This window comes from Sphingobacterium lactis, assembly GCF_051951495.1.
GTDB classification, from domain to species: Bacteria; Bacteroidota; Bacteroidia; order Sphingobacteriales; family Sphingobacteriaceae; genus Sphingobacterium; species Sphingobacterium lactis_A.
In genome coordinates, this window is sequence record NZ_JBNHAS010000004.1 from 226,094 (window position 1) to 242,600 (window position 16,507).

Sequence of the window (16,507 nt, forward strand, 5' to 3'; positions counted from 1 at the left end):
ATATGAATTTGATGTTAAATTTAATATGCCTTGCGTAAAAGATTAACCTTGAATGTGGAATCCTTGTGCTTTTAGATGTTCCCAATATGCCGGATAGGATTTCTCGACAACCATAGGTTCTTCAATGATGACTTTTGGAAATACCAATGCCAAAGGAGCAAAGGCCATTGCCATTCGGTGGTCTTCGTAGGTTCCAAAAGTAATTGTATCTGGGATGATTACTGAAGCTGTTTTTAAGTGGTAAACCTCATTGTCTTCGATTAACTGAGCTCCGAATTTTCCGATTTCAGTTTGTAGTGCCAAGATACGATCTGTTTCCTTGATCTTTAATGTCTCTAAACCCGTGAAAGAAACATCTTTCTTCATGGCAGAGGCAATAACCACTACGGTCTGCGCCAAATCTGGACATTCCTTAAAATCGAATAAGGTCTTATCTGATTTCGTATCAACCTTTCTAAGATGTAAGCCATCCTTTTCAAAAGATGATTCTACTTGGAAATGCTTCATAATCTCCACAATTGCCATATCACCTTGAAGACTGTGCTCTTTTAATCCAGGTAATACAATATGGCCGTTTTCTGAAAGAGCGACGATCGAATACCAATATGAAGCAGCACTCCAATCCGGTTCTACGTAAATCGTATTATCTTTATAATCTTGCTTAGCAATACTGATTTGATTTTCTGTGAAATTATTGTCTATTCCACATTCTTTCAGCATTTCAAGTGTCATGGTCACATAAGGACGTGAGGTTAATTCACCTTGAATATTAATTGTCAGACCTTTTTTAAGATTTGCAGCAATCAACAAGAGTGAGGAAATATACTGACTACTGACATTTCCTTGAATTGCAATAGTGTCTTTTCCTTGGATCATTCCACCTTCTATTTTTAAAGGCGGATAACCAGATTTTTTCTCATAGTGAATATCTGCTCCTAAATCCTTAAGGGCATCAACTAAGATTCCGATTGGTCTTTGTTGCATGCGTTCAGTACCAGTCAGGATAAAGTTTCCTTTGACTAGATTAAGGTAAGATGATAAAAAACGCATGGCTGTACCTGCAGGGCCAATGTCAATTAAATTATCACCGGCCTGAGGGTTTGCAGCTTTCTCCAATGCAGCTTTTAAGGTGACTGTATCTGCTGCTTCAGAAAGATTCTTAACTTGAACCAAGCCTTTGCTCAAAGCCTGGATAATTAGAGCACGGTTGCTCTCTGATTTTGAACCAGTCAACTGAACCGTGCCCTGAATGTTTTTTGAAGGATGTGTTATTTCAATGCTTTCCACCGACATCTTAAGCCTCCGCTACTGTTTTAGCATTCATCACTTCATTTTGCTTACGAATAGATTCGTTGTGCAACAACTCTAAGTATTTTACAGTGAATTCTTCACTTAGGTTCAAAGCATTTGCTAATTGAACACGTTTCTGAACAATTTCATCCCAACGACTAACTTGAAGAATCGTTACATTATTATCACGTTTGAACTCACCGATTTTCTCAGCAATCTTCATGCGGTCAGCGATTTGTTTGATGATCTGATCATCCAATTTATCAATCTGTCCACGTAATTCTGTTAATTTATCTTCGAAAGCTGGGTTATTAGACTCAGGCTTACGAACTGAAATATTATCTAAAAGCTCAGATAAAGCAGCAGGAGTAACCTGTTGTTTAGCATCTGTCCAAGCTACTGATGGATCAATATGTGATTCGATAATTAAACCTTGCATATCCATGTCCATAGCTTTTTGTGTCACGTAAGGGATTAACTCACGGTTACCACAAATGTGGCTAGGGTCATTAATGATAGGCAAATCTGGTGCTATTGTTTTCAATTGAATAGCTAAATCCCACATTGGCTCGTTACGGAATGCTGTTTTCTCGTAAGAAGAGAAACCACGGTGGATAGCACCTAATTTCTTGATACCAGCTCTATTTACGCGCTCTAATGCACCGATCCATAAGGAAAGATCTGGATTCACTGGGTTTTTTACTAAAACTGGAACATCTACTCCTTGAAGGGCATCAGCAATTTCCTGTACTGTGAATGGGTTTGCTGTAGATCGAGCACCAATCCATAATACATCTACACCTGCCGCTAAAGCCTCCTCTACGTGTTTTGCTGTTGCAACCTCAGTAGCGGTCAACAAACCTGTCTCTTCTTTAGCACGTTTCAACCACTCTAATCCAATGCTTCCAATACCTTCGAATTCTCCTGGACGCGTACGAGGTTTCCAGATTCCAGCACGTAGAACATTCACCTTACCTGTATTGGCTAGTAAATGTGCAGTGGATACCAATTGCTCTTCTGTCTCTGCACTACAAGGTCCCGCGATGATTAATGGTTTATCTCCTGTATCTAACCAAGATTTTAAAGGAAGGATGTCTAATGAATGTTTCATTGTATGTTTTATTTAATAGTTTCTAATGATGATAAATTATATTTTTTCGTTTTTGATGTACTCGCCCATGATGCTGAAATTCACCGTATGTTTAAGTACTTTCCGGATGGCTGCATCATAGTCAGCTTGTTTCTTCCATTCTACGTCTACATAGAAATCATACTCATTTCTTCGACCTACAACAGGCATGGATTGAATCTTGCTCAAGTTTACATTCTGTTCTGCGAAGCATTGAAGCACAGAAGCTAAGGCACCAATAGCATGCGATGTTTGAAAAGAAAGGGAGGCTTTATTCGCATTCTTTTGTTCTTCTAATTCGTTGGATAATATCAGGAAGCGTGTGGAATTCTTTTTATTGGTCTCAATACGTTTTTCCACGATTTCCAATCCATATAGTTTAGCTGCGGCCTCACTAGCAATTGCTGCGGTATGGGTTAGTTTTTCTTCTTTAATTTTTTTAGCGCAAGCTGCTGTATCCATTCCTTCCTTTATGGTCCATTCAGGATGATCCGAAAGGAATTCATCACATTGGCGGATGGCAATAGGATGAGATTCTACAAATTGAATATCTGTCAATTTCACACCTGGCAATGCCAATAAATGTTGTTGAATGTTCAAGTGAACTTCTCCAATGATGTGGAATCTATAATCTCTTAAAAGGTTGTAATTCGGAAGGATGCTTCCTGCAATCGAGTTCTCTATTGCCATCACCACATAATCTGCCTTGCCTTGTTTCAGCATTTCGCAGGTTTGCTTGAATGATGCACATTCTAAGGTTTCAATATCTCTTCCGAAATATTTATATGCTGCTTCCTCATGAAAGGAGGCTTTTACACCTTGGATAGCAATTTTAATTTTCTCACTCATATTTTCTTGTTGTACAATTTTTAAATGTCAAAAAAAAGGTCCCTAACTTTTCAGCAGGGACCTCATGTATCTTTACCAATACCATATACTAGTCCCTGCTCTTATCATAAAAATAAAAGAACCAGAAGTTGCTATATGTATATTGCTTTTGCATTTCCCGTTTAATTTGTTTCAAATATAGAGCTTCTTATTATAAGTGCAAAATATTTTTTAAAAATAATGTAAAAACATATTGTTTAAACTTTAAAAATATAGTAAAAAATGTAAAAAAATATACGTTAAAAAATACTTAAAAAAAACCAATTATTTTGCTCATTATTTTTGCTATTAAAATTATTAAAAAATTGATTTAAATGATTTAAAATATGTTTTTATGATTTTTTGAGTTGATTTTTGTGTATTTTTCAATAAAAAAATTGATTGAAAATAATCAGTTTTTTTATTGAAAAATTTGTTAAAAAATGTCCTATTTTATGTGTTTAAAATATTGAATATTTAATATATTTTTAACATAAATTTAGGTGTTAAATCATAAAATTATTGAATTTGCCAAACATATTTATGGAAATTCAGGACTATAAGACTCTTTAATTAGACTTGAAAGTTTAATATTATGATAAAATCACTCACTTTTCAGTTTATGAGTATATTGCTCACCTTGATAACTTCGTGTTCATATAATCTCGATCGAGATAAAAAGAAGGTTGTACAGGAAATAAGGAAAACAGCAAATCCAAAAGAGGGTTTGGATACAGTGCAAGTTATAATTCCAAAACGATTGATATTATGTACAGGAAATCGAGCTAGACTATTACAAGGTTTAAGTGCTGTTCCACCTCTAGAGAAGACTGATTAATTAGTTTTGGATATATTTGTGCCATTCAATGGATAATATACCCAAATAGACATGTTATACGTCCTACTCAGCGTGCTCTGTTCAGTTACAGTTGCTGTAATTATTAAGTTTGCAAAACAAAGGCAAGTCAATTACCTTCAGCTCCTAGTTTGGAATTACCCTATGGCTCTGCTGATGACTTACCTCATCTTAAAACCTGAATTGGTTGAATGGAACAGTGACCTTCCATGGAAGCTCTATCTCGCCTTAGGATTTTTACTTCCCAGCATCTTTATCTGCATAGCCATGTCCATACGTTATGGCGGTATTGTTAAAACTGAAGTTGCTCAAAGATTATCCTTGTTTATTCCATTATTGGCAGCTTTCTTTTATTTCGGGGAGCAATTACAACCTACTAAATTTATTGGTATTGCAGTTGGTTTAACAGCAATTGTGTTTTCCATAGGTTGGAATAAAAAGCAAGAAGGTGAACAAAAAGGTACTTGGATCTTTCCTTTAATGGTATTCATTGGCATGGGTATTATTGACGTATTGTTTAAGCAGGTTTCTAAACTTGTTGGTATAACCTATATGTCCTCCTTATGGATTGTATTTGTATTGGCCTTTTTCTTTGCCTTTCTATTTTTAATGTATCTTCTATTCATAAAAAAGCAAAGATTTGATAAAACAGCAGTTGTATATGGTCTAATATTAGGTCTTTTTAATTTCGGAAATATCGTTTTTTATATGAAAGCTCACCGAGCTTTACCAGACAGCCCATCTATTGTATTTACAGGAATGAATATCGGGGTAATTGCTGTTGGGGCATTGGTTGGTGTATTAATATTTAAGGAGAAACTTAGCAATTACAATAAAATAGGGGTATTTTTGGCACTTATATCAGTTTTATTAATAGCATTTCTGTGAGTTTATTTGAAGATACATACCGTACTATTGATACATCAGTTGAAGGGATTTTCCGAGATAAGGGATCGAAATTTATTGCCTACGCCTATCCGTTTCAAGATGAAGCTAAACTAAAGGATATTATTGCCGAACTAAAATCCTTACATCCCAAGGCAAGACACCATTGCTGGGCATATCGCCTTACGCCAGATCGTTCTGTATTTCGTGTAAATGATGATGGAGAACCATCAGGAACAGCAGGACGGCCAATCCTCAATGTGCTGTTATCTCAAGACATTACCAATATCTTAGTTGTTGTGGTTCGCTATTTTGGAGGAACCCTTTTAGGTGTACCTGGACTTATCAATGCTTATAAAACAGCAACTCAGGAAGCTTTGAAAGAAGCCAATATCTTGGAATGCACAGTCAACGATGTCTATGAACTGACATTTGACTACGTACAGATGAATGATGTCATGCGTGTTATGAAGGATGCTGAATTAAATATTTTGGGTCAAGATTTTGATACCAACTGCAAATTGCAATTTGAAATCCGTAAATTACAAGTGAACGAGGTGCTCGGAAGATTGGAAAAGATTGAGTGCATTAAGATCGCTTATTTACGAACCATATGATTAACGATTCTGAACTTATTATCAATGCGGATGGTAGCATTTACCACCTCAATCTAAAGCCTGAAGATATTGCGGATACCATCATTTTTGTTGGAGATCCCGATCGAGTACCTGAGGTATCCAAATATTTTGACCGTATCGAACTAAAAAAAGGTAAGCGCGAATTTATTACTCATACAGGTTATGTAAAGGATAAAAGGATAACTGTCATTTCCACGGGTATAGGTACAGACAATATTGATATTGTGCTTAATGAATTGGATGCACTTGTAAATATTGACTTCCAAACACGTAGTTTAAAACCTGAAATCAAACCATTAGACATTATTCGAATTGGAACCTCTGGTTCAATTCAAGGAAATATTGCTATGGGAACTATCTTGGCAAGTGAATATGCCATAGGTTTTGACTCGCTCATGCAGTATTATAAAAAACCGTATTCCACTCAAGAAAACGAAATTCAGCAGGCTGTTCTTCAAACATTTGATGACCTTAGTTTCAGGCCTTATATAGGACATGCTTCCCCTGAGTTACTAAAGAAGTTTGCCTTTGACCTTCCAAAAGGTATAACCATGACTGCTCCAGGATTCTACGGTCCACAAGGTCGTCAACTTCGTACGCAAAATGTTTATCCTAATCTCATACGTCAAGCGAATACCTTTCAAGTGAACAACCGAAAGATTACCAACTTGGAAATGGAAACTGCAGGAATCTATGCGCTAAGCAATATGTTGGGTCATCATGCCTTATCCATAAATGCCATATTAGCAAGTCGTGTAAAAGAAACCTTTGCGGAAAATCCTCAAGAAATTGTAGACAAAGCCATTCAAATGGTCCTTAGCAGACTGTAGGAATTTTGTTAGATGCGTATTGTCTGCAAAATCAAAGTCTGTTGTCTGTTATCTATTGTCTCAAAGCGTAGCGGGCTCACCACCTAACTAACCGTTCCTTTTCTAGAGGAATCGAATCGTAACAGGATAAATAGGAGTATGGTAAAAGACCAAAGCGATGAACCTCCATAACTAATAAAAGGCAATGGAATCCCGATTACCGGTACTATCCCAATCGTCATCCCAATATTTATAAAGAAGTGAAAGAATAGGATAGAAGCTACACCATAAGCATAAATTCTTGCGAAGGCCGTACGCTGTCGTTCGGCAATATTGACGATTCGAAGTAGTAATGCAAGATATATGGAAATTAATACAACGGATCCTACGAAACCCCATTCCTCACCGATGGTACAGAAAATAAAGTCAGTACTTTGCTCCGGTACGAAATTGTATTTAGTTTGAGTTCCTTGTAAATATCCTTTACCAAATAACTGTCCAGAACCAATAGCTATTTTTGATTGATTTAAGTTATAACCTTGACCCTTTGGATCATCCATTTTACCTAGAATGATGTCAATACGATTCCTTTGGTGTGGCTGAAGAATCTTTTCGTAGGCAAAATCAACGGATAAGACATAGACAGAAGAAACGACAAAAAGAACCACCATATTAATTACATTCTTTCGTTTCTTCCGCATCATAAAAGCCAGGAAGCCACAGATTACAGCAATAATACCTATTATCAACCATTGAGGAATTAATAGGGCCATAACGAAAAGGAAAATAGCTAAGCCTGCAATGATTAAAAACCCTGTACTTAAATAACCCTCTCTATAGAATACAAAAGTTAAAGAAAAGAAGGCTAGGGCAGAACCTGTATCAGGTTGCAACATAACCAATCCTACTGGAAATAAAACGATAGCAGCACCAATGAATAAGGTCTTCATATTTGGTGTTTTATTCGTTTGATTACTCAGGTAATAGGCTAGGAGTAAACAGGTTGCAAGCTTTCCAAATTCAGAAGGCTGAAGCCTAAAGCTTCCTAAGGGTATCCAAGCTTGATTTCCCCCTACATTCCTTCCGACTACCAGTACGGCTACCAATAATAAAACAACGATGGCATAAATAATAGGAGCTGAGGACATAAAGAACCTAGAGTCTATAATCAATATACAGATTCCGATGATTAATGCTGAAAGTATATAGATGGATTGTTTACCATAATTCGTTGCCAAATTAAATAAACCTGGATTCTCAGGATCATAAACTGCGGCGTGTATATTGAACCATCCAATCAAGCATAGAGTTAGCCACAGACCAATGGTAATCCAGTCAATACGTCCAAAGAAACTTCTGTTATTTAAATTATTCATCTTATCTCTTCACTTGACTATGGTGTACCAATAGGGATGCTGCTTGTGCTTGTTTTTTAGGCTCTGTGGCCGTAGTTTTCAATGTCTGTTGCGCCTTGTTTTTCGTGCTGTCCTTTTTAGCCTTTTCCTGTACTTTCTCTACTTTCTTTTTAGGTTTTGGAAGTAAGACTCCGTTATAAATACGGTCCTGAATATATTTTGGTAAAGTGATGGTATCTTTCAAATACTTTTCAACCAACATACTTGCTATTGGCGCAGCCCATGTTCCTCCATATCCCGCATTCTCTACAAAGACAGCAATGGCAATTTTAGGATTCTCTCGAGGTGCAAAGGCAAAGAATACAGCGTGATTATCTCCATGTGGGTTTTGTACTGTTCCAGTTTTACCACACATCTCAATTCCTGCAATTCTCGAAGCTGCACCCGTACCCCCTTGATTAACCGCCTGACTCATACCTTCGATAACTGGCTCGTAGTATTTAGCATCAACACCAGCAAATATTTTTTCGGTAAACTCTTCTTTCGCAATTTGTTTTTCCCCAATCCCTTTAATCAGGTGAGGACGGTAATAAAAACCACGGTTCGCAACAATTGCCATGATATTGGCCATTTGTAAAGGGGTAATACCCATTTCTCCTTGACCAATCGATAAGGAAATGTTATAGCCGGATTTCCATTTATTACTACCCAAACGTTTCGTATAAAAACTGGATGTTGGAACCAAACCTGGGTTTTCTCCTGGAAGATCGATTCCCAATTTAGTACCAAGACCAAACTTCTGTAAGCCATCGCGCCAAAGATCATATGCCTTATAGCTTTCCATCCCACGACCATCAATCATTTTGGCATATACATAGCCGTAATAAGTGTTACAAGACATTTTAATGGACTTCACCAAACCCGTTGCTCCATCCACGTGCGTACAGCGCATAATCGCGCGGCCACCACTGTATCGGTATCCACCACCACAGTAAAATATGGTCTGATCATTTATTACTCCCGCTTGTTGTGCTGTCAAGGCAGAAACTACCTTAAATACAGAACCTGGAGGATAGGAGGCCTGAATAGGACGAATAAACATCGGCTTCGTCTCATCGTGCAACATTTTCATGTAGTTATTGCCCTTTTCTCGTCCTACCATCTTATTGGGGTTATAACCTGGACTACTTACAAAGGTCAAAATCTCACCAGTGGAAGGTTCAATAGCTACTACAGAACCTAGCTTATTCTTCATCATCTTCTCTGCCAGGATCTGTAATTCCTTGTCGAGCGATGAAACTAGGCCATCACCTGTAACCGCTAAGGTGTCGTATTTGCCTTCCATAAACCTTCCTTTAGGTCTATTTAAAGCATCGACCATCATATTTCGAACGCCTCGTTTTCCTCGTAAGAGCTCTTCGTATGCCCGTTCAACCCCTGAAGCTCCAATATAATCCCCAGGACGATAGAAGCCGTTTGACCGTTCAATATCCTTTTCGCCTACCTCCTGGATATAACCCAAAAATTGGGCAGCAATACTGTCTGGATAATTTCTGACCGTACGGTTTTGAACATAGAATCCCCGGAATTTATATAAATGCTCCTGAAGCGTAGCATATACCGATGAGGATATTTGCTTCATGAATTGCGAGGCCCGATATGGAGAATGCGCACGAGCTTTCTTCATACGCTCATCAAAATCTTCCTTCTTAATACTTAATAGATCACAAAGTAGGAGGGTGTCGATGTCTTTAACTTCTCGAGGGGTAACCAATAAATCATATACAGGTTCATTTTGGACCAAGATTTTGCCATTTCGGTCTAAGATTACTCCACGTGCAGGGTAAATAATCTCCTTCCGCATCACGTTGTTGTTGGCAGATAAAAGATACCTATCGTCAATGATTTGCAGAAAAAATAACCTTGCAATAATCACTAACGCAATAGCAATAAAAATCCCCTGAATGACGAACTTCCGATTGAAGAAACTATTGTTCATGAAATGAACCCCCTAATTTGTTTAATTGCCTAATAACCGCGACTTCCTCTTGTAAATCAGTAAACTGATCAGTAGTGTTAACAAGATAGTAAAAATACTGCTCAATAGAATACTGAATAAGGTACTTAAGTAATTAGAAAAGCTGAAATATTCTACATGGAATAGTACAATGTGGTGTACCAATGTTCCAATAGCAGCATAGGTCATAAACCATTTTGATCCCATGATGCCTAAGGAAGGTGTCTCAAAAGAATTTTGAACATCCACATCTAAGGTAATCTTGAAAAAGAAAATACGGAACCAAGCCAATGCTACACAGGCTGCAGCATGTACGCCTATGGAATCATAAAATGCATCCACTGTTAATCCTGTTGCAAATGCCAATACGAATAAGATAAAATTCGGAATGTTTATAGGCAGCAACAGAATGATTAAGATATAAGGAAATGGCGTAGCTAGGTTATAATAACCGATATTTTTGAATAATACCACCTGTAAAGCAATCAATGCCACAAAACGAAGTAAGTTGAAAATAATAACTCTACCCATTGTTATCCTCCGTTTGTGTCTCTAATTGATTTTTCTCTGCTTCATACAAGTCCTTGACCACATACACATGGTTTAGATTGCTGAAATTCGTTCTAAGCTTTATTTTTACATCTAAAAAGCTTTCTCCTGAGGTAATACCTGTTTCGGCAACTGAGCCAATTTCAATTCCTTTTGGAAACAACGAGAATCCAGATGTATAGACTTTTTGTCCCTTAATTACTTTGACATGGTTCGGGATATCCCTCACTAATGCATACTGCGGGTCAATACTATTTCCCCAAACCAAGGATCCAAATACATTGGTTGTATCTAAGGTCACGGAAATACGGGTGTCGGGATGTAAAAGTGATTGTATGGTACTAAAATGTTGAGATACATTTAATACGATGCCTACCACACCATTGGATGTTATCACACCCAATCCTTTTTCAACCCCATCCAGAGATCCTTTGTTAATGGTGATGAAATTACTCTTCTGGTGGATACTGTTATTGACAACCTCTGCCATGGTGAATCTATAACGATTCATTTCGATAGAATCTTCTACACGTACAGAGTCCAAGGTATCCGTCAATAAATAATGTTGAAGTTGTTGTCTCAGTTGTGCATTCTCTTGTGCTAAATTCTTATTGGTTTCCTCTAAGGCTAAATAGCTTTTCCAAGAATTTAATTTGTCATAGAAAGAGCCGACCAATACATTGGATGAATTTACAAAGGCAGAACGTTGAAATCTATTATTTTGGACAACTAACAAAAGCGAAACGATAAAGAACAACATAAACCAAAAGAAGGCGTTGTATCTTACCAAGAAAAGCCAAAGGTTTTTCATTCTAAATCGCTTTTAATAGGTACGCGATATACGGTTTGGAGTAACAGTATATCGCGTACGAAATAAATTTTTTTCATTTTATTACTGCATTAAGAACTTGAATCGACCAATGTTCTTTAATGCGATACCTGTACCACGTACTACAGCGCGAAGCGGATCTTCAGCTACATGTACTGGCAATTTTGTTTTTGCTTGAATACGTTTATCTAATCCACGTAATAAGGCGCCACCTCCAGTTAAATAGATACCGGTTTGGTAAATGTCTGCTGAAAGCTCTGGAGGAGTAATCTCCAATGCTTTAAGAATTGCCTCTTCAATCTTTGAAATAGATTTATCTAAACAGTGTGCAATCTCGGTATAAGAAACTGTAATCTGCTTAGGAATACCAGTCATCAAATCACGACCTTGAACGGCAAAATCCTCTGGTGGATCGGTTAGTTCAGGAAGTGCAGCACCAACTTCAATCTTAATCTTCTCCGCAGTACGGTCTCCAATCATGATATTGTGCTGACGACGAATATATTGAACGATGTCAGAATCAAAGTTATCTCCGGCAACTCGGATAGATTGATCACATACAATACCAGATAGGGCAATAACGGCAATCTCCGTTGTACCACCACCGATATCGATGATCATGTTTCCAACCGGTTCTTCTACATCAATCCCGATACCAACAGCAGCTGCCATAGGCTCGTGAATTAAGTAAACCTCTTTTGCTCCAGCAATCTCTGCTGAATCGCGTACAGCGCGCTTCTCCACCTCAGTTATGCCTGAAGGGATACAAACTACCATACGTAAAGAAGGGAAGAATAATGTTTTTCCTTTATTTATCAATCGAACCATCCCACGAATCAAGTGTTCTGCAGCCGTAAAGTCTGCAATTACACCATCGCGAAGTGGCCTAACTGTTTTAATATCATCATGTGTCTTACCCTCCATCTGCATCGCCTGACGACCTATGGCAATTACCTTATTCGTCTTGCGGTCAAATGCCACGATAGATGGCTCGTCAACTACTACTTTGTCATTATGAATGATCAGGGTGTTAGCTGTACCCAAGTCTATTGCAACTTCTTGCGTAAACCAATTAAAAAGCCCCATTTAGTTGTGAAAGTATGTTATAAAATTTAAATGCAAACCTAATGAAAAAAAATGGTTTTTATATAAAGCCAAAAAGATAATTCTGTAGTAAAATTCCTTTAGCTTTTTATTTTTTTCGACATATGGTATTGCTAACGTTTATCCTTGTAAATTATTGTATGCTAACCCCAATATAATAGTTAAAGGTGTCAGGTTTTATGCTCTCCTTGGTCAATCCTTCAAAGCTATGCGTAGTCCATCTGCTTGTCGCTTGAATCCGTATTGCCTTGCCATCTTTATCGAATATATGAACTGGCATTTTAAAGTTGTCGACCTCTGAAATCCAACGGATTAAGAACGTTCCTGCTTTTGGCGTTTCTTTGATTTCTAAGGTAGGGATTCCTTTATGACGGACATACTGATCAAACACTTTTGTCAGGTCAATTCCGGTATGTTCATTCATGTAACTTAAGATATCGTTATAATCTACAGTTTGATGGTAAAACTGCTTGTTCATGCCCCTTAACAATTCACGCCATTTATCATCATCTTCCAGCATTGTGCGGATCATATTGTGTAACACGCCGCCCTTGTTATACATATCCCCAGATCCTTCCTTATTGACACCATATGGACCCTGTAAAGGACTGTTGTTTTGGATGGCAGTACGGTTGCCATTAACATAAGCTTGTGAAGCTTTCTTGCCATAGAAATAATCAATAAAAAGAGCCTCCGAATAATTAGTGAAACTTTCATGGATCCACATATCTGCAAGATCTTTTGCGGTAATGTTATTCCCAAACCATTCATGTCCTGACTCATGAACCACGATAAAGTCCCATTTCATACCCCAGCCAGTACCTGAACCATCGCGTCCCAAATAACCGTTCTGAAACTTGTTTCCATAAGCAATGGCACTCTGATGCTCCATTCCTAAGTGCGATGTCTCAACCAATTTATAACCGTCTTCATAAAAAGGATATGGACCAAACCAATGCTCGAAAGCCTTTAAGGTTTCGTTAGCATTTTTCTTTAGGAAATCAATCTTACCAGCATTTTCCTTAAGCACATAATAGTCCAAATCCAACTTGCCCTTTTCACCTGCGTAGCTTTCTTTAAAATGGGCATAGTCTCCTATGTTAAGTGCCACATTATAGTTGTTAATTGGATTTTTTACTTGCCAGTGGTACTTGGTATATCCATCCTTTAATTTTTCTGTTTTAACCAATCGCCCATTGGATACATTCATTAAGCCATTTGGTACAGCAACTGAAATCATCATGCCTTCGGGTTCATCAGATTGATGGTCTTTATTTGGCCACCAAACACTGGCTCCTAATCCCTGGCATGCTGTAGCAACCCAAGGCTTACCATTGCTGTCCTTTTTCCAGTCAAATCCACCATCCCAAGGTGCACGAGTGGCCTGGATGGGATTGCCGGAATAATATACTGTAAAAGAGTCCTCTTTCCCTTTTTCGATATACTCAGGGAAATTGACAAAAACCGCATTGTACTCTCTGCTGAATTCTAAGTTTTTTCCTTTATATACGACTTTATCAACCGAAAGGTTGTCAAATAAGTCAAATTGCAATTTATTGAACCGATCTACTGCTTTGAATTTGAATTCATTGCTACCGGAGATGAACTTGTTATCTATGTCTACTTTAACATCTAAATGGTAATAAAGTACATCATAACAGGTTCTTAATGGAGTCAATTGTCCTCGTAAAGAGTCTGCCTTGTTGTAAATCTCTTTGGCTTTCATCAATTGTGCTTGTCCTTGCTGCAATCCTGCAAGCAATAAAAGTCCGCTCAAGACAGCTTTTCCTTTGTTTATCATAATTAGGTGTTTGGTTATTTCTTTTTCTGGTTAAAAAAATTGGTAATGGCTTCTAAGCTAAAGGCATTAAGACACTTTTCTTTTGTCAATCCACCTTTTCTTCCTACATAAACACCATATTCCATATCTAGGAATCCCTCTTTTCTATGGGCATCTGGGTTGATGGATAATAAGACTCCCTTTTCCAAGGCATATTGATGCCAGCGCCAATCCAAATCTAATCGTAATGGATTTGCATTTATCTCAATAACCACTTGATTTGCCGCACATGCGTCAATAACTTTTTTATAATCTATCGGATATCCCGATCTAGACAAAAGTAAACGTCCGGTTGGGTGTCCTAATATGGTCGTGTATGGGTTTTCAATAGCCTTGATTAATCGAGTAGTAGCCTTTTCTTCATCCATTTTCAAGTTGCTGTGTACCGAAGCAACAACAAAGTCAAACTTAGCCAATATCTCATCAGGATAATCCAATGATCCATCAGCAAGAATGTCTGATTCAATTCCCTTAAAAATCTTAAAGGGTGCCATTTTTTGGTTTAGAGCATCGATCTCTACCCATTGCTGTTCTACGCGATCAATACTCAATCCATTTGCATAAACGGCAGTTTTGGAGTGGTCACAAATCCCTAAGTATTCTAGTCCTAATTCATCCTTACAATAGGAAGCCATATCTGCAAGGCTATGGACCCCATCTGAATAGGTGGAGTGATTGTGTAAACTTCCTTTTAAATCCGCATAGGTAATCAAACTTGGTAATTGATTTGTCTTTGCTAATTCTATTTCATTGCCACCTTCTCGCAGCTCTGGTTCGATATAAGCTAAACCTAAGGATTTATAGATGGCTTCTTCAGAGTCTAGGCTGTCTATTTCACCTAATTTTGATAAAGCTTCAAGATGTTCTTTAGATCCTGTGCTTATTAACAAGTTTTTTGCAAAGTCAATAGCATTGCTTGCTTTCAAAACGAAGGAATAACCATTAGCGTCCTTAAAGCGAACCTGTGAATGCTCTTGATCTACATTTAATTCATATTTTAATCCTTCAACCAGGCTTATGGCATCCGCTTGGTCAGCCTCAATTAAAATAGCGACTTCCTGTAAGGTCTCCATTTTACGGCGATAATCTCCTGTAAAGGATATCCGTTTGTTCTCAGCTTGTTTTTGTAACTGTTGAAATACATCTTCAGCAAACGGTTTTACCCGTGCATATAGGAACCATCCTTGACTAGCAATGCTGAATTCAATGGCTTTTTTGATGTCCTCTTGTGTTTTTAGTCCAAAACCCTTGGCTTCAATTAAGCGGTTCTCATTGCAAGCATAATACAATTCCCCAATAGATTCAATCTCCAAGTCTTTCCATATTATTTGAACTTTCTTAGGGCCCAAACCTTTGATTTTCATCATTTCAATAATCCCTTCAGGGGTCTTTTCAATGAGTTTATCCAACTCTGGAAATGTCCCTGTAGTAACCACCTGCATGATTTTTTCTGCAGTACTTTTGCCAATATTGGGTTGTTCACTAAGCTCTTCTAGATTAGAATCTGCTGCAGAAAACGGAAGTTTTTCAATTCTAAATGCTGCAGTGGTCATTGCCTTCATCCGAAAGGAATTCTCATTGTGCAATTCCATTAATTGTCCACATAATTTGAAAACCTTTGAGATGTCTTTGTTTGTCATGATGTATCGTGTTTGTATTGAGGTTCTCAAAAATACGAATTATTGGGAGAGAGGCAAGGATGCAGTAGAATAGATACAATTGGAGGATTATTAGGATGGCTCCAATAAAAAAATCCTGAGGTGGGGAACCTCAGGATTTTACCAAACCAATTATTAACCTAAATTATGAAATTATTTTACTCTTATTACTCTTTTGCTTTCTTTAATACTAAAACGCAAGCCTCGTGCCTTTCGTGTGCAAAGGCATGAGAGTTAACATTTTTTAACAATAATAAGGGGGTAAATAAGGTTATTAGGTATAATATGTTGTGAAATCGTAATTATTTCTTGTCATTATTTCTTTTGCGAAGTTGACTTTCTGTTAGGATTAATGTGAGTAAAATACCCGAAAACAATAGTCCTACAGCCAATGGCTCAGCATAGAAAAATGGTGTAATTTTATGGACCACAATCAAAATAAAAGCTAATGCAATAAAGGGAGTTAGTAGGCGAGGAGCATAATTATTGGAAAATCGCCAATTCTCCAAAGATTGCATGGATAAAGGTGTTCTATAGCCAAAAATGGAGTTAGGTTTTTTAGGTGGAAATACCAACCAATAAATACATACAAATAGGATTGTCCCGAAGGCTATTAATTCAACCATGCTTCTGCTAATAAATTCAAATCTTAAAATAGGATTTTTTTAGAAGATTCACATA

14 protein-coding genes are annotated in these 16,507 nt (G+C 37.5%); 3 read left to right on the forward strand and 11 right to left on the reverse strand.

The features are described from left to right. Positions 1–42: 42 nt before the first annotated feature. The 3 genes from aroA to ACP6L2_RS15105 are packed head-to-tail and all read right to left on the reverse strand — an operon-like array spanning position 43 to position 3,268. Positions 43–1,293 (reverse strand): 3-phosphoshikimate 1-carboxyvinyltransferase, encoded by a 1,251-nt coding sequence (gene aroA / locus ACP6L2_RS15095; protein WP_440510144.1) that lies wholly within the window; start codon positions 1,291–1,293, stop codon positions 43–45. Between the two features lies 1 nt (position 1,294). Then, entirely contained in the window at positions 1,295–2,401 is a 1,107-nt protein-coding gene (locus ACP6L2_RS15100; protein ID WP_440510145.1) for a chorismate mutase, read from the reverse strand. 36 nt (positions 2,402–2,437) lie between these two features. Then, the gene (locus tag ACP6L2_RS15105) at positions 2,438–3,268 is read right to left on the reverse strand and encodes a prephenate dehydratase (RefSeq protein ID WP_344673658.1); all 831 of its coding nucleotides are present in this window, start codon (positions 3,266–3,268) and stop codon (positions 2,438–2,440) included. Positions 3,269–4,175: 907 nt separating this feature from the next. Here ACP6L2_RS15105 and ACP6L2_RS15110 point away from each other — a divergent pair. The 3 genes from ACP6L2_RS15110 to ACP6L2_RS15120 are packed head-to-tail and all read left to right on the forward strand — an operon-like array spanning position 4,176 to position 6,495. Next, a complete protein-coding gene (locus ACP6L2_RS15110; protein WP_440510146.1) occupies positions 4,176–5,030 on the forward strand; it encodes an EamA family transporter in 855 nt (284 codons plus the stop codon). Beyond that, a complete protein-coding gene (locus ACP6L2_RS15115; RefSeq protein ID WP_440510147.1) occupies positions 5,027–5,644 on the forward strand; it encodes an IMPACT family protein in 618 nt (205 codons plus the stop codon). The genes ACP6L2_RS15110 and ACP6L2_RS15115 overlap by 4 nt, the downstream gene beginning before the upstream one ends. Beyond that, positions 5,641–6,495: a nucleoside phosphorylase gene (locus ACP6L2_RS15120; RefSeq protein WP_440510148.1), complete on the forward strand. Its 855-nt coding sequence runs from the start codon at positions 5,641–5,643 to the stop codon at positions 6,493–6,495. The genes ACP6L2_RS15115 and ACP6L2_RS15120 overlap by 4 nt, the downstream gene beginning before the upstream one ends. An 83-nt stretch (positions 6,496–6,578) precedes the next feature. Here ACP6L2_RS15120 and rodA read toward each other — a convergent pair whose 3' ends face one another. The 8 genes from rodA to ACP6L2_RS15160 all read right to left on the reverse strand — a co-directional run bounded on the left by rodA (position 6,579) and on the right by ACP6L2_RS15160 (position 16,452). Next, positions 6,579–7,850, reverse strand: a complete 1,272-nt coding sequence (rodA, locus tag ACP6L2_RS15125) for a rod shape-determining protein RodA (RefSeq protein WP_440510149.1) — start codon at positions 7,848–7,850, stop codon at positions 6,579–6,581. Between the two features lies 1 nt (position 7,851). Further along, entirely contained in the window at positions 7,852–9,828 is a 1,977-nt protein-coding gene (gene mrdA, locus ACP6L2_RS15130; protein ID WP_440510150.1) for a penicillin-binding protein 2, read from the reverse strand. 21 nt (positions 9,829–9,849) lie between these two features. Further along, positions 9,850–10,377, reverse strand: a complete 528-nt coding sequence (mreD, locus tag ACP6L2_RS15135) for a rod shape-determining protein MreD (protein WP_440510151.1) — start codon at positions 10,375–10,377, stop codon at positions 9,850–9,852. Beyond that, positions 10,370–11,206, reverse strand: a complete 837-nt coding sequence (gene mreC, locus ACP6L2_RS15140) for a rod shape-determining protein MreC (RefSeq protein ID WP_440510152.1) — start codon at positions 11,204–11,206, stop codon at positions 10,370–10,372. The genes mreD and mreC overlap by 8 nt, the downstream gene beginning before the upstream one ends. Before the next feature lie 81 nt (positions 11,207–11,287). Next, the gene (locus tag ACP6L2_RS15145; RefSeq protein ID WP_344673666.1) at positions 11,288–12,310 is read right to left on the reverse strand and encodes a rod shape-determining protein; all 1,023 of its coding nucleotides are present in this window, start codon (positions 12,308–12,310) and stop codon (positions 11,288–11,290) included. 151 nt (positions 12,311–12,461) lie between these two features. Then, entirely contained in the window at positions 12,462–14,129 is a 1,668-nt protein-coding gene (locus ACP6L2_RS15150; RefSeq protein WP_440510153.1) for a M1 family metallopeptidase, read from the reverse strand. 14 nt (positions 14,130–14,143) lie between these two features. Beyond that, positions 14,144–15,808, reverse strand: a complete 1,665-nt coding sequence (locus ACP6L2_RS15155; RefSeq protein ID WP_440510154.1) for a helix-hairpin-helix domain-containing protein — start codon at positions 15,806–15,808, stop codon at positions 14,144–14,146. A 320-nt stretch (positions 15,809–16,128) separates the two neighbouring features. Next, positions 16,129–16,452 carry an SdpI family protein gene (locus ACP6L2_RS15160; RefSeq protein ID WP_440510155.1) on the reverse strand — a complete coding sequence of 108 codons (324 nt, stop codon included), beginning with the start codon at positions 16,450–16,452 and terminating at the stop codon, positions 16,129–16,131. Positions 16,453–16,507: the final 55 nt, after the last annotated feature.